Source organism: Stenotrophomonas sp. Sm2128 (assembly GCF_030985535.1).
GTDB classification, from domain to species: Bacteria; Pseudomonadota; Gammaproteobacteria; order Xanthomonadales; family Xanthomonadaceae; genus Stenotrophomonas; species Stenotrophomonas maltophilia.
Map to the genome: position 1 here is coordinate 1 of NZ_JAPTFQ010000007.1, position 14861 is coordinate 14861.

Genomic DNA, 14861 nt, shown 5'->3' on the forward strand with positions numbered 1-14861 from the left:
CCCCCCCCCCCCCCACCCCCCTCCCGGGGGCGCATAACCATCGCGCCCGCCCCGCGGCCGGCACTACCAGTCAATGTTCAGCGCGGCCATTCACTGTTCAGTGCCGCTTGCGCGCGCCTCGGCCGTGGTCGGTCTGGTTGTGATGCCGGCCAGCGGCCGGCACTCCCATTGCAGTCAGGGCAAGGTCAGGCGGTACACCAGCACGCGGTTGTCGTTGTCGTACGGGCTGTCGCAGGCCTGGCCCTGCATGCGGCAATGGCGGGCGATGAAGTCGTTGTCGTTGCCGATCAGCAGCAGTACGTCGTTCGGATGCTGCGGCTCCAGCGCTGGCAGCACGTCCATGGCTTCCCACTTCTCCGAGAGCAGTCCGGCATGCGGGCCGCGCTTGGTGTCCAGATCCAGCCCGGTACGGGCCAGCTGCGGGCGGTCGAGCAGGTTCAGCAGTTCGTCGCTGCGTGCGGGCACGATGCCGTCCTTCAACACGGTGTCCGTCGGGTTGGCCAACACCGAGGCCGTACCGGACTCATGGTTGCTTCCCGCCAGGTTGCTGGCATCGGCCACATCCACCAGCAGCACCGACTTGAAGACGATCGGGTCATCGCCGTCCTTGCCCAGCCCGTTGCCGTCGCGGGCCAGCAACAGGAAGCGATGGTCGTCCAGCGCGCGCAGCTCGCTCTGCGCGGCGGTGCGGTCCAGCTTGCCCTTGCCGTCATGCGCGTAGGCAGGCAGGGCCATCACGTAATGGCCGATTGGTTGCTGTGGCGTCGGCGAGGTGGTCACGTCGTAGACCAGCACGCGGGTGTTGATGCGTCCGGCCGCATTGCCCTGCGCGCTGTCCTGCAGCGTCGCGCTTTGCAGGGCCACGAACAGGCGGCTGCCGTCGGGTGACAGGCCCATGCCTTCCACGCCTTGGTTGTTGCGGCGGCCGGTCTGCGGTGGCGCCAGTGAACCGAACGCTGGCTTGCCATCTCGCTGCGGACGGATCGCCGGCGGCGCCACGATCACGCCCTGCAGCTGGCCCTGTGCATCGAAGTAGTAGACGTTGGCGGTGTACTCGTCGCCGATGTAGAAGTGGCCATCGGCGGTGAACTGCAGCGACTCTGCATCCAGCGAGACCTTGCCAGCGCCTGCGCCGCTGGCCGGCGAGGGCAGCACCACATCGCGCTGGGTGATCGTGTGCTCACCCGGGTCAGCACCGGTGAACGGCTGCCCGTTGAAGTCCTTCAGTACCACACCCTTGTCCGGCACCATCGTCAGCGTGCCGAGCACACCGGGCTTGCCTGGGATAATGTCGATGCGCAGCTGCATGCGCTCCACGCGGCCGGCATAGTCGTAGAACAGGCCGGCCTCCGGATCATTGCGGCCGCGGTCGGGCAGGGTCCACAGCACGCCTTCGTAGCCGTTGGCAGTGCGCTTCCAGGTGCCAGGCTGCACCGTCAGCGACGAGAACGATCCCAGCGTGTCGCCGAGGAAATCCACCGTGCCCGCCGGCAGCCGCCCGGCGGCGACCAGGCCTTTGTCGACATAGGTACGACCGCCCAGCTGCAGGGTGCGTGGTGGTGCACCCGTTGCCTCGTGCGGAGCGAAGTATCCGCTGGCGGAGAGCGTGGCCAGCAGCAGGGCGGTGGCGAGCATCGGTGGACTCCGGGCGATCAATCAGAAGCGAAGGTCGATCGTACCGAACACCTGGCGCGGTGCCGAGGCATGGAACACATACAGCTTGCCGGCCGGGTCGCTGGGTGCGAACACGCTCGAATCCAGGTTGCTGGCGTAGCGCTTGTTGGTCAGGTTGGTCACGTTGAACGACAGGCGCATGCCCCTGGCGAAGCCGATCTGGCCGAAGTCATAGCCACCGGCCAGGTCGAACACTGTGAAGCCGCCGAAGCCCTGGTCGTTGGTGTAGGTGTAGAAGCGTTCGCCGGTGTACTTGCCGCGCAGGCTGGCGAACCAGCCGTTGTCACGCCAGGTGATCTCCGTGGCCAGCAGCTGCTTGGGTGTATCGGTCTGGATCTTGCCCTTGATGTGCTGCTCTACACCGGCCTGCACGTAGTTGGAGGCGTAGGTCGAACGGTTCAGCGAGGCCGAGGTGTACCAGCTGAAGTGCTCGCTGGGGGTCCACAGCACGGTCAGCTCGGCGCCGCGGCTGTCGACGCCGCCCACGTTGTAGAAACGGTTGCCGCAGATCGGGCCGACCGGCTGGCGCGAGTCACAGGGGTTGTACTGCAGCAGGCGGTTGTCGAAGCGCACGCTGTAGGCGGCGATCGAGGCCTGCAGGGTATCGGTGACGAGGCGGTAGCCGGCTTCGAGCGAGCGGGATTCCTCCGGCTTCAGGCTGCCCTGCGCATTCCAGGTGGCCTGGCTGACCGCCTGCGGGCCCAGCTTGAACCCGCCCTGGAACATGGCGATGTTCTCGGCGTAGCTGGCGAACACTTCGTGGTGCTCGGCCAGGCGGAAGTTGGCGCCGATGCTGGGCAGGAAATTCTTGCTCGCCTTCAGCGAGCCGGTGGCGAACTGGTTGTTCGAGGTCGGCGAGATCGGCGTCTTCGCGTCGCCCGGTAGTGCTTGTGCATCGGAGGTGGCATGCGGGCTCTTGGCGCCGAACTCCAGCGTCAGGCGATCATCAAGCAGGCGCCAGGTGTCTTTCAGGAAGAACTGATGGGTCTTCCAACGCGTGCGCTGGGCGAACACGCCGACGTCGGAGGGCAGGGTATTCATGCCACTCAGGTCGCGCGGGCCATCCACGGCGGTCTGGTAGCGCTCGGCGCTGCTGGTGTTGCGCTCGTACCAGACGCCGCCTTCGATGCGGTGCGCGCCCAGCTCCCAGTCGAAGGACAGCGTGCCGCCATCGCGGTCGATGGTGTAGATGGTGTTGCGGAAGATGATCGGAATCTCCTGCGCGGTGCCCTTGTTCGACCACGCGCCGCTGTTCCAGTTGTGGCCTTCGCCACGGTCATCGTGGTGGTAGGCCAGCGCCCGCAGGCTGAAGCCATCGGCCAGGAAGAAGTCGCCGGCCAGGTAGTACAGGTTGTCATCGCGCAGGATCTGACCGGCGGTGAAGGCACCGTCGGCATCCTTGTCCGGGCCGCTGTTGTCGCACTTTTTCGCGTTGAGGCTGGCGGTATTGCAGTAGGCCTTGGCTACGGCTTTGTTCCAGTCCGGCGCGTAACCGCCCCAGTCCCAGCCCAGGCCGCGCGACATCTCGTCCTTGGACAGGTAGAAGTAGTCAGCCTGCGTGGTCCGCGAGGTATCGATGAAACCGGTAATCTGGCCGCGGCCGAAGTTCCACACGCCCTTGGCATTGAACTGCTTGGTGGTGGACTTGTTGTAGGCGGTCTGGTCGTTCCACAGATCGGAGACGGCATTCATGCCGGAGACGTAGCCGGAGAAACCGTTGTACTCGCCGCTGTCCACGCGCACGAAAGCACGACGATTGGCATTGCTGCCGAAGGTCTGCACCAAGCGGCCGCCGAGTTCCTGGGCCGGGCGATCGGAGGTATAGGAGATGGTGCCGCCGAGGTTGCTGGTGGACGGCGTGCCGAGGCTGCCGATGCCCACCGCCAGCTCGGCGCCGGCCATGTTCTCGCTGATCAGCGCGCGGTTGATGGTCAGGCCGTTGTAGTTGTTGTACGCGCCGTCGCCCAGCGGCACGCCGTCGAGCGTGTAACCGAGGCGGGTGGAGTTGAAGCCGCGCAGGCTGAGCGTCATCGACTGCTCGTTGGTGCCCAGCGCATCGGCGGACTGGGCGTTGACGCCCGGCAGCAGGTTCAGGGTCTTCTGCAGGCTGGTACCCGGCGGCAGGATGTCGAGGTTCTCGCGGGTGATGCGCTGCACCTGGCGCGCTTCACCGCTGCCGATCACCGAGACCGCATCGAGGGTGGTGGCGGAGGGTGTGCTGGAGGTCGGGGCAGCATCCTGCGCCCAGGCCGCAGGAGCGAGCGCGATCGACAGCGCGGCGGCCAACAAAGTTTTCGTCATGTTACGGACACTCAGGCAGGCACGAGCCGCCGCGTGGGCGCGGAGCTCATGGCGTTTGAAGAGGGAGATAGCCGATGCGACCGGCAGGCACTGCAGGCGCCGTGGGTCAACGTGAAAATGGTGCGCTAGACAGATGACTGTCTGGTGACATGTTCATCTGCACTGGTGACTGGCCCGCGTGGCGGTGTTGCTTTTCGCGCCAAACGACCGACGTACTGCTGTGGTAGATGCCAACCTTGGTTGGCATGCGCAGCGCCGAATGGCGGCTGCGCCATTCTGTTGGATGAGCTACAGTCCGGTTGCCTTCAACAGTGTTGTTCGATCAAATCGAGTATGTGGGAGAGAAGCCCGTCGAAGGACACGAATTCCTCATATACGTTGTCGAACGCCACTTTGTCGCGGACCTGGTACAGGCTGGTTCTGAACTCGAAGACATAGCAGTCCATATCACTCTCTCCGAGCTCTACATAGCCGTCCATGAATCCCTGGTCGCGTGCAAGGAGATTCATTTCCACCAACGCATGGGCTGTCCCGCCACCGGGATAGGTACGTGGAATGCTCGAGTAAAGGAAGACTCCCTCTGCTACCAGGCCGTCGTGGCTTGAAAGGAAGTCCAGATAAGACTCTGGCAGGGCGGTGCCTAGCGTAGAAAGCGCCACGCTCTGAAGTGATTCGATGCCAGAACGTCCGAGTGGAGGGCCAAGGTACATCTCGGCCTCATCGAGGTTCGCGCGGAGTTTAAGAAGTCTGGTTCCAGCTAGTGGCTGCATATGCAGAGGTTGGAGCTCGGCGGGTGAGGGAGGTAGGCAGCCAGACATTGGCTGGATTCACCATCCGACGTCAATGCAAGTCGGTCCATATAAGCGAAGGCAGCCAAGCAATGACGTGGTTGGCACTCAGCGTCGATTGGACAGCAGCACGGTTGGAAACCGAAAAGCGCCAACCAAGGTTGGCGTCTACCAGGTGCGCGGATCAGGAGCATCGTTTCCAGGCGCCCGGATCAGGGAGTGTCGTATCCAGAGGCGCGGAACAGGGCCGGCGTCAATGTGCGATCAACCCGCGTTGCGCGGCTTGCGCGTGCGCTTCGGCTTTGCGGCATCCGCACTGCTGGCGGCGCCATCCTGCAGCGCCTGCAGCCACGACAACGTATCCACATAGTCGATGAAGTGCCGCAGGTAGCCGGGGCTGGTGGCCTGCATCGTGTCCAGCATGCGCTGCACCAGCACCGCCGAGTTCAGCGGGCCGCCGTCGGCCGGGGCCTCGGTGCGCAGTGAGCGGCGCACCTGCAGTTCACTGCGCAGCTCCGACCACTCGCGCTGCACCTGCTGCAGCATCGGCACCTGCGGGTAATGCGGCAGCGAGCGCGACCCCGCATCGAGGTCGCGCACCAGTGCGCGCAGGCCTTCGAGCGCTGGCGGCTTACTTGGCATCCGGAGCCTTGGGCTTGGGAATCGGCGCGATTTCCACGCGGCGGTTGCGTGCGCGGCCTTCCTCATTGGCATTGGAACTGACCGGCTGCTCGCTGCCGAACGCGGCGGCGAACACGGCGTCAGCCGGTACGCCATCGGCTATCAGGGTGCGGGTCACGGTCAGCGAGCGCTGCGCGGACAGCTCCCAGTTGTCGGCGAAACGCCGGTTGCCTTCGCGTACCGGCGCGTCATCGGTGAAGCCGCTGACCATCAGGATTTCTTCGCGGCTGCCCAGGTAGGCGGCCAGCGGCGCGGCCAGGCTGCGCAGCAGCTCCTGGCCTTCCGGCTGCAGCTGGTCGGAGTTCAGCGCGAACAGCACGCTGCCGCTGATGCCGATGCGTCCATCGACCAGGGTCACGCGACCGGCGGCCAGCGGGCCAGCCAGTGCCTGCTCCAGTGTCTGCAGGCGCTTGGCTTCGGCCTGGCGCTGCTTCACTTCCTGGTCCAGCCGCTGCGACAGCTCCAGCTGCACCGCGACCACACCGACCAGTATCAGCACGAACGCGCCCAGCAGCACCGACATCAGGTCGCCGAAGGCGGCCCAGATCGGGGCATGCGAGCCGCCATCGACCTCCAGCTCGTCGCTCATGCGCTGCCGGCCTTGCCGCGGCGCGCGGCCAGCTGCTGCAGTTCTTCCATCACCTGCTTCTGCGACAGCAGGCTGAGGTCGACCACCTCGCGCGCCTGCGCCACGTAGTAGGCCAGCTGCTCGTCGCTGCGGGCCAGCGAGGCGTCCAGTGCGCCGCCAATCTGTTCCAGGCGGCCGGACAGCTCGGTGGAGGCGCTGCCGAACTGCGCGACCGCTTCGCCGAAGCTGCTGGCCAGCTGGCCGACTTCACCGGCGCTGTCGTGGAGCGCTGCGGCGATACCGTCCAGCTTTCCGGTCTCGGCGGCGATATGGTCGGTGAAGCGGTTGCCAACGCGTTCCAGCAACTCGGCCGAGCCACCGACCAGTGCGTCCACAGCGGTGCGCTGTTCGTGCGAGGCATGGTTGATCGCATCCAGCAGGGTCTGCACGGTGGCCAGCAGGCGTCCGCGCTCCTCCAGCATCGCGTTGTCACGCACCAGGCTCTCGGACAGCGTGCTGCGCAGCTCGTTGATGACGTCGGCTGCGGCCTTGGGCGCGGCGGCGGCGGTCTGCAGCACGGTGGACACTTCGGCCAGCGTGGCGCTGGCCTGTGCGCGACCATTCTCGCCGATCTGCTGTGCGGTCTCCGCCAGCGTGTCGCAGACGCGCTGCTGCTGCGCGGCCAGGCGTTCGCCATTGGCCTGCAGGCGCTCGGCCAGCTCGGTGGAAACGTGCTGCAGAGCATCGCTCCAGCGCTGCAGGCGCTGTTCGTCGCCGGCCTGCAGCTGCGCCTGCAGGGCGGCGTGGGCCTGCTGCAACTCGGCGCTGACCGCGTCCCAGCGGGCCTGGCGTTGCTGCTCGCGGCTGTCCAGGCTGGCCTGCAGTTCGGCGTGCGCGGTCGCGGCGCTGGCCTGCGCGGCCTGCCACTGCTGCGAGCGCTGCGCTTCATGATCCTGCAGCAGCGACTGGCTGGCGCTGTGCTGCTGCTCCAGTGCCTGCAGCAGCGCCTGCGCACGCGCGTCCAGATGCTCGCTGGCGGCGATCAACGCCTGCTGCTGACGTTCGACCAGCGCAGTATTCAGGGCCTGCTGCTGTTCGGCGGCAGCACGCAAGGCCTCCGCATTGTCCTGTGCATCGGCCTGCAGGCGCTCGCCGATACGTGTGACCAGCGCTTCGGCATGCGTGGCCTGGCCATCGCTGAAGGCCTGCAGGTGCTGGCGCAGGTCGCTCACCAGTGCCTGCTGTGCCTGGGTCTGTTCACTCACCACCTTGGCCCAGCTGGCCTCGGTTGCGACGCGGCTGCGCTCGAAACCGTCGCTCAGGCCGGCCAGCTGCTGCTGCACGGCCTGCTCGACGCGGGCATGCAGTGCTTCGCCGTGATGGGCCAGGCCAGCTAGGGTGGTCTCGGCCATCGGCTGCAGCGCGCCACCGATGGCGGCGGCGCTGGCTTCAGCTCCTTCGCGCAGCGACTGCTGCAGCGAGACCGCCAGGCGTTCCTGCAGTGCCTGGCTCTGGGTCAGGAACTCGGCCTGGCCGGCCAGCAGGCGCTCATTGGCGGCCGCACTGTGCTGTTCAAAGGTGCTGGTCATCGCCTGCAGGCGGTCGACCAGCGCCGGCAGCGCCGCGGACTGTGCCTGCAGCAGGCGCAGCGACTCGGCGCGCTGCCAGGCCTGCGAGTACGGATGCAGGTCGCCGGAAATGGCGCGATCCAGCTGCTGCACGGCCTGCAGGCGGTCACGACGCAGCAGCGCCGCCAGCAGGCCGAGCATGGCCGAGCTGGCCACACCGGCGATCGAGGTGCCGAATGCCACCGCCAGACCCTGCACCGGCGAGGCCAGCGAGCCGCGGATCGCGGCCATGTCGGTCGCGCTCTGCAGGGCCAGTCCGGTGCCACGCAGCGTGTCCATCATGCCCAGCAGGGTGCCGAGCATGCCCAGCAGCACCAGCAGGCCGACCAGGTAAGGGGTCAGCACCGGAGCGGGCAGGGCGGTACGCTCGCCTTCCACGCGCAGGCGCACGGCGTTGCGCAGGCCTACCGGTACGCGCTCCAGCCAGGGAGCGAGGCTCTCCTTCGCGCTGGACAGGTCGTTCAGTGCGCTGCGCAGGCCGTTGCTGGCCTGGCGGTAGCGGTACAGCTCCACGCCACCGGCGATGTAGCAGGCCGCGATGATCGCCGCCACCGCTGCACCCAGCGGATGCACCGAAACATAGCCAATGCCGATCCAGCACACGGCCAGCAGGCCGACAAGGAAAACAACGACATGGAAAGCAGTTCTGGACATGGTGTTCCGGTCAGTGGGAGCGCAGGGCGTCTTGCAGCCCTTCGATCGGGTGGAAGCGCAGCTGCAGCTCGGCGAGCAGCAGGGTGCGCATGTCATGGCGGAAGGCCGCGCGCCAGCCGGGCTGGCCGTGCACGCGTTCAAAACGGGCACCGAGCACGGCCGGCGCAGTGGTCAGCAGGCTGTGCTCGCGCGGGGTGAGGGTCTGTTCCATCACCGCATCGACCTCGGCCAGCCGCGCCAGCTCGGGCGAAACCTGCACCAGCTGGTCGCGCAGGCGGCCGCGCAGGAGCCCGGTGGCGGTCTGGATGGCCTGCTGCAGTACCCGATAGCGCTGGCGCAGGGAGGCGAAGTTGGGTGCAGCGGCAGCTTCGGCCAGATCCAGCAGGCGCTCGGCCTCGGCGTCCTCACTGATCGAGGCCAGCAGGCTGGCGTGCGCCTGCGCGCAGTCGGCCAGCACATCCTCGACCGCCTCGGCGGCTTCACCGGGCTCGGGCAGGCGTCCGCCGAGCGCCCCGGACAGGGCCACGGCACGGCTCCAGTCCACCCACTGGCCGAGGCGATCGGTCAGGGCGGGACTGCTGGCCGGCATCGCGCCGTCGCTGAGACGGGCGAGCAGGCGGAGGAATTCCGGTCCACCCAGGACCGGCTGCGCTGCTTTCGCCATCAAGGGGTGAGGGGCCAAAAACCGTTGATTTTACAACCAGATGACCCGGCCTGGATGAAGGCGGGGCCGGGCGGGGGCGCCCGCAGGCGCGACAAGGCTTAGAATGTCCGGCTGCACCCATCCGTTCGACCCCTGGAGTTCCCCAATGACCGTTGCGCAGTTCTACCCGATCGGCACCCCCGGACAGCCCTGGGGCGACGCGGAACGCGCACAGTGGCGGGCCCGCCAGCAGCGCCAGCGCAGCTACCACGATGACGTGGTGGCAGCGCTCGAGCGCCTGGACGACAGCTTCGATGTGATCCAGTACGGCCAGCTGGACTATGCGCCGGACCATTACCCGCTGTTCGCCGTGGTCAACCACGACTGGAACCCGGCGCTGCCGACCGCACTGATCACGGGTGGCGTGCATGGCTACGAGACCAGCGGCGTGCATGGCGCCCTGCAGTTCCTGGAACAGCAGGCTGAGCGTTACCTGGGCCGGCTGAACCTGATCGTGGCACCGTGCGTCAGCCCGTGGGGCTACGAGCGCATCCAGCGCTGGAACCCGGATGCCATCGATCCCAACCGCAGCTTCCGTGACGGCGGCCAGATCGAGGAAGCGGCCGCGCTGATGGCCTGGGTGGCCGAGCGCAAACCGAACCTGCTGGTGCACCTGGACCTGCACGAGACCACCGACAGCGACCTGCACGAGTTCGATCCGGCGCGCTGCGCCCGCGACGGCAAGCCGTTCGAGCGCGACACCATTCCGGATGGCTTCTACGTGATCGGCAACAGCGAGGATCCGCAGGCCGAGTTCCAGAAGGCCCTGATCGCCGCGGTCGCGCCAGTCACCCATATCGCCCCGGCCGACGCCGAGGGCAACCTGGTCGGCCTGCCGCTGCAGTCGCCGGGCGTGGTGTGGGGTGAGTCGCGCTCGATCGGCGCCTGCGCCGGCTTCACCGACGCGCGCTTTGCCACCACCACCGAGGTCTACCCGGACAGCCCGCGCACCAACCCGCAGGAATGCAACGACGCCCAGGTGGCGGCGGTGTGTGCGGGCCTGGATTTCGCCCTGGCGGCGCAGTAACGCGCCACGTTGCGGGCAGCGACCGGCATCAACCGGCGCCGTTCTTTGGCTGGCGAGGTGGCCACAGCCGGCGAAGCCGACGCGCGGCAGCCGGCGAAGACATCCAGATCGGGCTGGTACACCGTGGTGTTGACCCCGAACAGGCCCAGCAGTGAGTGGAAGACATTGTCGTGGCTGTGCGCCCGGTGCAGGGCATTCCCGCGCAGGCAGGCCAGGTCCACGCCCGCGTTGCGGCTGAACTCCGGTGAGAACCACATCACCATCGGCACCTGGGTCTGCTCGCGCGGCGCGATGAAGTAAGGCGTGCCGTGAAGGTACATGCCACGTTCGCCGAGCGACTCGCCATGGTCGGACACATAGATCAGCGCGACATCACGCTGGTCCGAATAGCCCTGCAGCAGGTCGATGGTCCTGCCAAGCATGCGGTCGGTGTGGACCAGGGTGTTGTCATAGGTGTTGACCAGCGCCTCGTTGCTGCACTGCTGGATCTGGTTGCTGTCGCAGGTCGGACTGAATGCCCGCGACTGTGCCGGGTAGCGTTCGAAGTAGGTCGGGCCGTGGCTGCCAAGCTGGTGCAGCACGACCAGGGCGTCACCGTTCATGGCGTCAATGCGTGTACCGAGCTGATGCAGCAGCACCTCGTCATAGCAGGTGCCGTCGGCATTGACACATTGGCCGGCCACCTTCAGCGCGGGCATGTCCTCGGTCGGCACGCGTTCGCACACGCCTTTGCAGCCCCCGTTGTTGTTGTTGCGCCAGAGCACGCTGATGCCGGTGCGCTGCAGGATGTCGAGCACGTTCTCCTCGGTCGCTGCGCGTACATCGTCATACTGGCGGCGGGTCATCTGCGAGAACATGCACGGCACCGAGATCGCCGTTGCGGTTCCGCATGAGGAAACATCACTGAAGCTGATGACGCCTTCCTTGCGCGATAGCCGGGGATTGGTCGCGCGTGGGTAGCCGTTGAGCTGGAAGTTCTGTGATCGCGCGGTCTCGCCGACGACCATGACCACCAGCTTCGGACGCGGGCCCGGTACGCGCCGTGCGTCCATGCCGATCGGGCGCAAGGGTTGCTGGCGGGCGCTGTAGAGGCCGTTCAGATAACCGTGGGTATGGCGCACGACATTCAACGGCAGCACCTGGTCACGGAGATAGCGGTTGTTGCGCAGCAGCGAGGAGTAGTCCTTGTAGAACGCGAAGCCGATTGCCAGCAGTACCAGCAATGACGCCAGAGCGCTGGCCGGCCACACCAGCAGCGAACGTATCGAGCCGGCCCCGCTGGTGGTGCGCACCAGGGCGAGCCCGGCAGCAGGCAGCACGCCCAGTGCCAGCAGGGTCAACAGTAGTGGCAGCGACAGATAGGCGTTCAGTTCGGCCTGGTTGGTCTCGAACACGTTCTGCACCATGCTGCGATCGATCAGCACGTTGTAGTGCAGCATGAAGTAGCTGCAGGCGGCGCTGACGACAACGAGCAGCACCAGCAGCGGCCTGCGCAGGAACGGCAGTGCCAGCAGTGGCGTCAGCAACAGGTTGAACAGGCAGAACAGCACCACCGGCAGGCTGGCCAGGAACAGCACGCTGCGCACGCTGTTGAGGTCGACCAGCCCCCACAGCGTCTTCCAGAGGGCGATGTTTCCAATCGTGGTGAAGAACAGTGCGACGGCCCAGACCAGAACGATCGGATGGGGCCGTGGAAAACGGCGGCATTGACGCACGAGCAGGTTCCGTGGAGCGGGAGTGCGCGCAGTATCGAAACCGCTTTATCAGGAAGTTGTCAGGTTGGGCGGACTAGCCCAGCAGGATGACGCCCCACACCGCGCCCACCATCAACAGTGCGGTGGTCTGCGCGGCGCTGCCCATATCCTTGGCGTTCTTTGACAGTGGATGCTGTTCCAGGGAGATGCGATCAACCACCGCTTCGATCGCCGAGTTGAGCAGTTCCACCAGCAGGCTGATGAAGCAGACCGCAAGCACTATCGCGCGCTCGACCGCGCTGATGTCCAGTACGAACGCTGCAATGATCAACAGCGCGTGCAGAAGCAGCAGCTGGCGAAAGGCTGCCTCGCCGCGGAAGGTGGCGACGAATCCATCGCGCGAATGGATGAGGGTGTGGAAGATGCGGCTCAGGCCGGTCTTCCCGTGCGGGTACTTGCCGCTGTCCTTGGGGTGCTGCATGCGGTTTCCGCCGTGAAGTGAGCAATCCCCAGCATGTGCACGCGTGCGTCAGGAAATCGTCAGAGGGGCCACTCCAGGCTGAACCGGCATCCCTGCTGCGATGAATGCACCGTCATCCTCCAACCCAGGTGCTCGACGATGCGCTGCACGATCGACAACCCCAGCCCCTCGCCGCTGTGCACGCTACCGGGCACGAAGCGCTGGAACAGCTGTGGATCGATACTGGAGGGCAGGCCGGGCCCCGTGTCGGCGACGATGAGTGCAGCGTCGTGGAGGGTGATCCGGACTTCGCCGCTTTCGGTGTACTGGCAGGCGTTGCGCAGAAGGTTCCAGATCACGCTGTGCGCAAGATCCGCGTTGGTGTGCAGCACGGTGTCATGCAGGGCATCAAACGCAACGATCACCGGCTTGCCGGAAAGCCAGGGCTGGCACCGATCCATGCAGCATTCAACCAGCGCACGCAGGGCCACCTCGTTGCGTGGCACGGTGCTGGGGGCGCGAGAGAGCAGCAGCAGGCAGGTCAGCTGGCGCTGCATCTCCTGGGTGGTGCGCAGGATGCGCTCGGCACTGGGAACCAGGTGGCTGTCGGTCGGAAGCTGGCAGGCCAGCGTCTCGGCAGCACCACCGATGATGGCCAAGGGCGTGCGCAGCTCGTGGCTGGCATCGCCGCTGAAGCACTGTTCGCGATGCAGGAACCGTTCGAGCTCGTCACTATGGCGGGCAAAGGCGCGCGCGAGCACGCCGATCTCATCGCGTGCGTCCTGGTAGGGAAAGGGCTTGTGGCCGTCCTGCACCGCATCGGCCAATCGTGTGATGGGCGCGATGACGTGGGTCGCGACCTTGCGACCGATCAGGAAGGCGCCAAGCACGCAGATCGAAATGACCAGTGCCGCAAAGGCATTGATCAGGTATTCCAGATAGCCATAGGGGGCTGCGTCCTGCAGCAGGTAGTAACGTTGGCCGGCACTGTCGAACACGCGCAGGTGCCACTCGTTGGGTGCTGCTTCGCCGTGATATCCCGGGCCATATCGGCGCAGCACGACAGGCACGTCCTGGGCATCGAACAGTGCGCTGCCGGAGGGCAGGTCGGGACGCCGACCACGGGCGAGTTCGTCCTGCAGGCGGCGTACTTCATTGTCCTGGGTCCGCGCGACGACAGCGGCCCGGACCTGGTCGTAGTCCACCTGTTCCGCCAGTACGATGAAGCCCATGGCACCGGCCATCAACAGCACGAACGAGATCGTGATGCGGGTGCGCAGGCTCAGGCGGCGGTAGAGGGAGGCACGAGTCACGCCTGCATGCGCCAGCCGACGCTGTGCACCGTGGTGATCAGCGCGGTGTCGAAGCTGCGGTCCACCTGCAGGCGCAGCTCATGGATGTGGGTTCGCAGCGCGCCGCTGTCCGGTGGCTCGTCGCCCCAGACCAGGTACTCCATTTCCTGCTTGCGCACCACGGCCGGCGCCGCACGCACCAGGCACATCAGCAACTTGTGCGACGTGGGCGTCAGCGCAATGCAGCGGCCTTGCCGCCAGGCTTGTGGCGAGCGCGTGTCCACCTGCAGGTCCTTCCACGCCAGCACGCTCTGGACCTGGCGACCCTGCGCCCGGCGTACCAGGGCCTTGATCCGCGCATCCAGTTCCGTCAGCGAGAACGGTTTGACCAGGTAGTCATCCGCGCCCAGGGCCAGGCCCTGCACGCGGTCTTCGACCGGATCGCGCGCGGTCAGCATCAGGATCGGCACCGGGTTCTGGAACTCCTGGCGCAGCTTCTGGCACAGCGTCATGCCGTCCAGCCGCGGCAGCATCAGGTCCAGCAGGATGGCGTCGTAGTCGTGCTGCGTGGCCCGGCGCAGTCCGCTGGCGCCGTCGCGGGCGTCGTCCAGTACGTAACCCAGCGGTTCAAAGAAGGCATACAGGTTGGCAACCAGCTCGGGGTTGTCTTCGATGATCAGCAGGCGGGTCATGGCATGCGTCCTTGCGCGTGGCCGAACTCTGCCCGATCGCTGGCCGAATGCCAATGCCCTTGCTGAATGGATCGCGGCCTGGGTTCGGCCCCATCAAGCGACGTTCAATCGGCCGGGCTGCGAGAATCGCGGACCGAGTAGATCACCGAGAAGATCTTCCAGCCCTGTTCGGTGCGGATCAGCTGCCACATTTCCTTGCCCCAGTTGGTCTTCACCCCATCGTCGTGGAAGCTGTAGTCAAACGAGACCGAAGCCACATCACCATCCGTCTCGATCTTCGTGTTGGAGAACTTCTCCTCCTTCGGCTTCGGCGAGGCCACCGCCCCGTCGATCAGCGCGATGAAGTTGTTTGCAGGAATCTGCCGTGCCTTGATTGCATCGGGCTTGGCCTTGCGGATGTCCTGCAGGCGCACGTCCTCGGAAACGAACTGCCAGCCGATGTCTTCTGGTTTGTCCGAGAAGAACAGGCCCATGTAGGTCGGCTTGTCCTTGTTGATCAGCGAGGTGCGGAACGCTTCGACCACCTGTTCGATCGCTTTTACATCCGCCGCTGATGGTTGCTGGCTAGCGTGAGCCGGCTGGCCTGCGATGAGGCCAACAATGAGAAACGCGCTCTGGAATCCGGTGGTTCGCATCATTCATGTCGGCCGCAGTGTGGTGGGAGCGCGCCAGGGCCACGGCTACAGGGCCCCGGCGCGC

13 protein-coding genes are annotated in these 14861 nt (G+C 66.1%); 1 reads left to right on the plus strand and 12 read right to left on the minus strand.

From position 1 onward, the window contains the following. Positions 1 to 174: 174 nt before the first annotated feature. The 7 genes from O0K41_RS03570 to O0K41_RS03600 form a co-directional block, all read right to left on the minus strand. Positions 175 to 1635, minus strand: a complete 1461-nt coding sequence (locus O0K41_RS03570) for an esterase-like activity of phytase family protein (protein ID WP_088437099.1) — start codon at positions 1633 to 1635, stop codon at positions 175 to 177. Positions 1636 to 1656: 21 nt separating this feature from the next. Next, complete coding sequence (locus O0K41_RS03575; RefSeq protein WP_149501160.1) at positions 1657 to 3975, minus strand: TonB-dependent receptor; 2319 nt, start codon at positions 3973 to 3975, stop codon at positions 1657 to 1659. Positions 3976 to 4280: 305 nt separating this feature from the next. Next, on the minus strand, positions 4281 to 4745 hold the full coding sequence (locus O0K41_RS03580) for a YrhA family protein (RefSeq protein ID WP_212745527.1): 465 nt from the start codon (positions 4743 to 4745) through the stop codon (positions 4281 to 4283). Between the two features lie 282 nt (positions 4746 to 5027). Further along, positions 5028 to 5405: a DUF2894 domain-containing protein gene (locus O0K41_RS03585; RefSeq protein ID WP_088437096.1), complete on the minus strand. Its 378-nt coding sequence runs from the start codon at positions 5403 to 5405 to the stop codon at positions 5028 to 5030. After that, complete coding sequence (locus O0K41_RS03590; protein ID WP_005409939.1) at positions 5395 to 6033, minus strand: OmpA family protein; 639 nt, start codon at positions 6031 to 6033, stop codon at positions 5395 to 5397. Before O0K41_RS03590 ends, O0K41_RS03585 begins: the two co-directional genes overlap by 11 nt. Then, positions 6030 to 8294: a DUF802 domain-containing protein gene (locus tag O0K41_RS03595; RefSeq protein WP_088437095.1), complete on the minus strand. Its 2265-nt coding sequence runs from the start codon at positions 8292 to 8294 to the stop codon at positions 6030 to 6032. Before O0K41_RS03595 ends, O0K41_RS03590 begins: the two co-directional genes overlap by 4 nt. A gap of 10 nt (positions 8295 to 8304) precedes the next feature. Beyond that, complete coding sequence (locus O0K41_RS03600) at positions 8305 to 8958, minus strand: DUF3348 family protein (RefSeq protein WP_088437094.1); 654 nt, start codon at positions 8956 to 8958, stop codon at positions 8305 to 8307. Positions 8959 to 9103: 145 nt separating this feature from the next. Between O0K41_RS03600 and O0K41_RS03605 the strand changes: the two genes are divergently transcribed. Beyond that, positions 9104 to 10024, plus strand: a complete 921-nt coding sequence (locus O0K41_RS03605; RefSeq protein WP_005409936.1) for a M14 family metallocarboxypeptidase — start codon at positions 9104 to 9106, stop codon at positions 10022 to 10024. Here the strand turns inward: O0K41_RS03605 and eptA are convergent. The 5 genes from eptA to O0K41_RS03630 all read right to left on the minus strand — a co-directional run bounded on the left by eptA (position 9928) and on the right by O0K41_RS03630 (position 14797). Then, positions 9928 to 11739: a phosphoethanolamine transferase EptA gene (gene eptA, locus O0K41_RS03610; RefSeq protein ID WP_088437093.1), complete on the minus strand. Its 1812-nt coding sequence runs from the start codon at positions 11737 to 11739 to the stop codon at positions 9928 to 9930. The two genes, O0K41_RS03605 and eptA, sit on opposite strands and share 97 nt — an antisense overlap. Positions 11740 to 11812: 73 nt before the next feature. After that, positions 11813 to 12199, minus strand: a complete 387-nt coding sequence (locus O0K41_RS03615; protein WP_005409934.1) for a diacylglycerol kinase — start codon at positions 12197 to 12199, stop codon at positions 11813 to 11815. A gap of 59 nt (positions 12200 to 12258) precedes the next feature. Continuing rightward, the gene (locus O0K41_RS03620) at positions 12259 to 13491 is read right to left on the minus strand and encodes a HAMP domain-containing sensor histidine kinase (protein ID WP_149501159.1); all 1233 of its coding nucleotides are present in this window, start codon (positions 13489 to 13491) and stop codon (positions 12259 to 12261) included. After that, entirely contained in the window at positions 13488 to 14162 is a 675-nt protein-coding gene (locus tag O0K41_RS03625; RefSeq protein ID WP_032962486.1) for a response regulator transcription factor, read from the minus strand. The genes O0K41_RS03620 and O0K41_RS03625 overlap by 4 nt, the downstream gene beginning before the upstream one ends. Positions 14163 to 14266: 104 nt before the next feature. Beyond that, entirely contained in the window at positions 14267 to 14797 is a 531-nt protein-coding gene (locus tag O0K41_RS03630; RefSeq protein WP_012480496.1) for a nuclear transport factor 2 family protein, read from the minus strand. Positions 14798 to 14861: the final 64 nt, after the last annotated feature.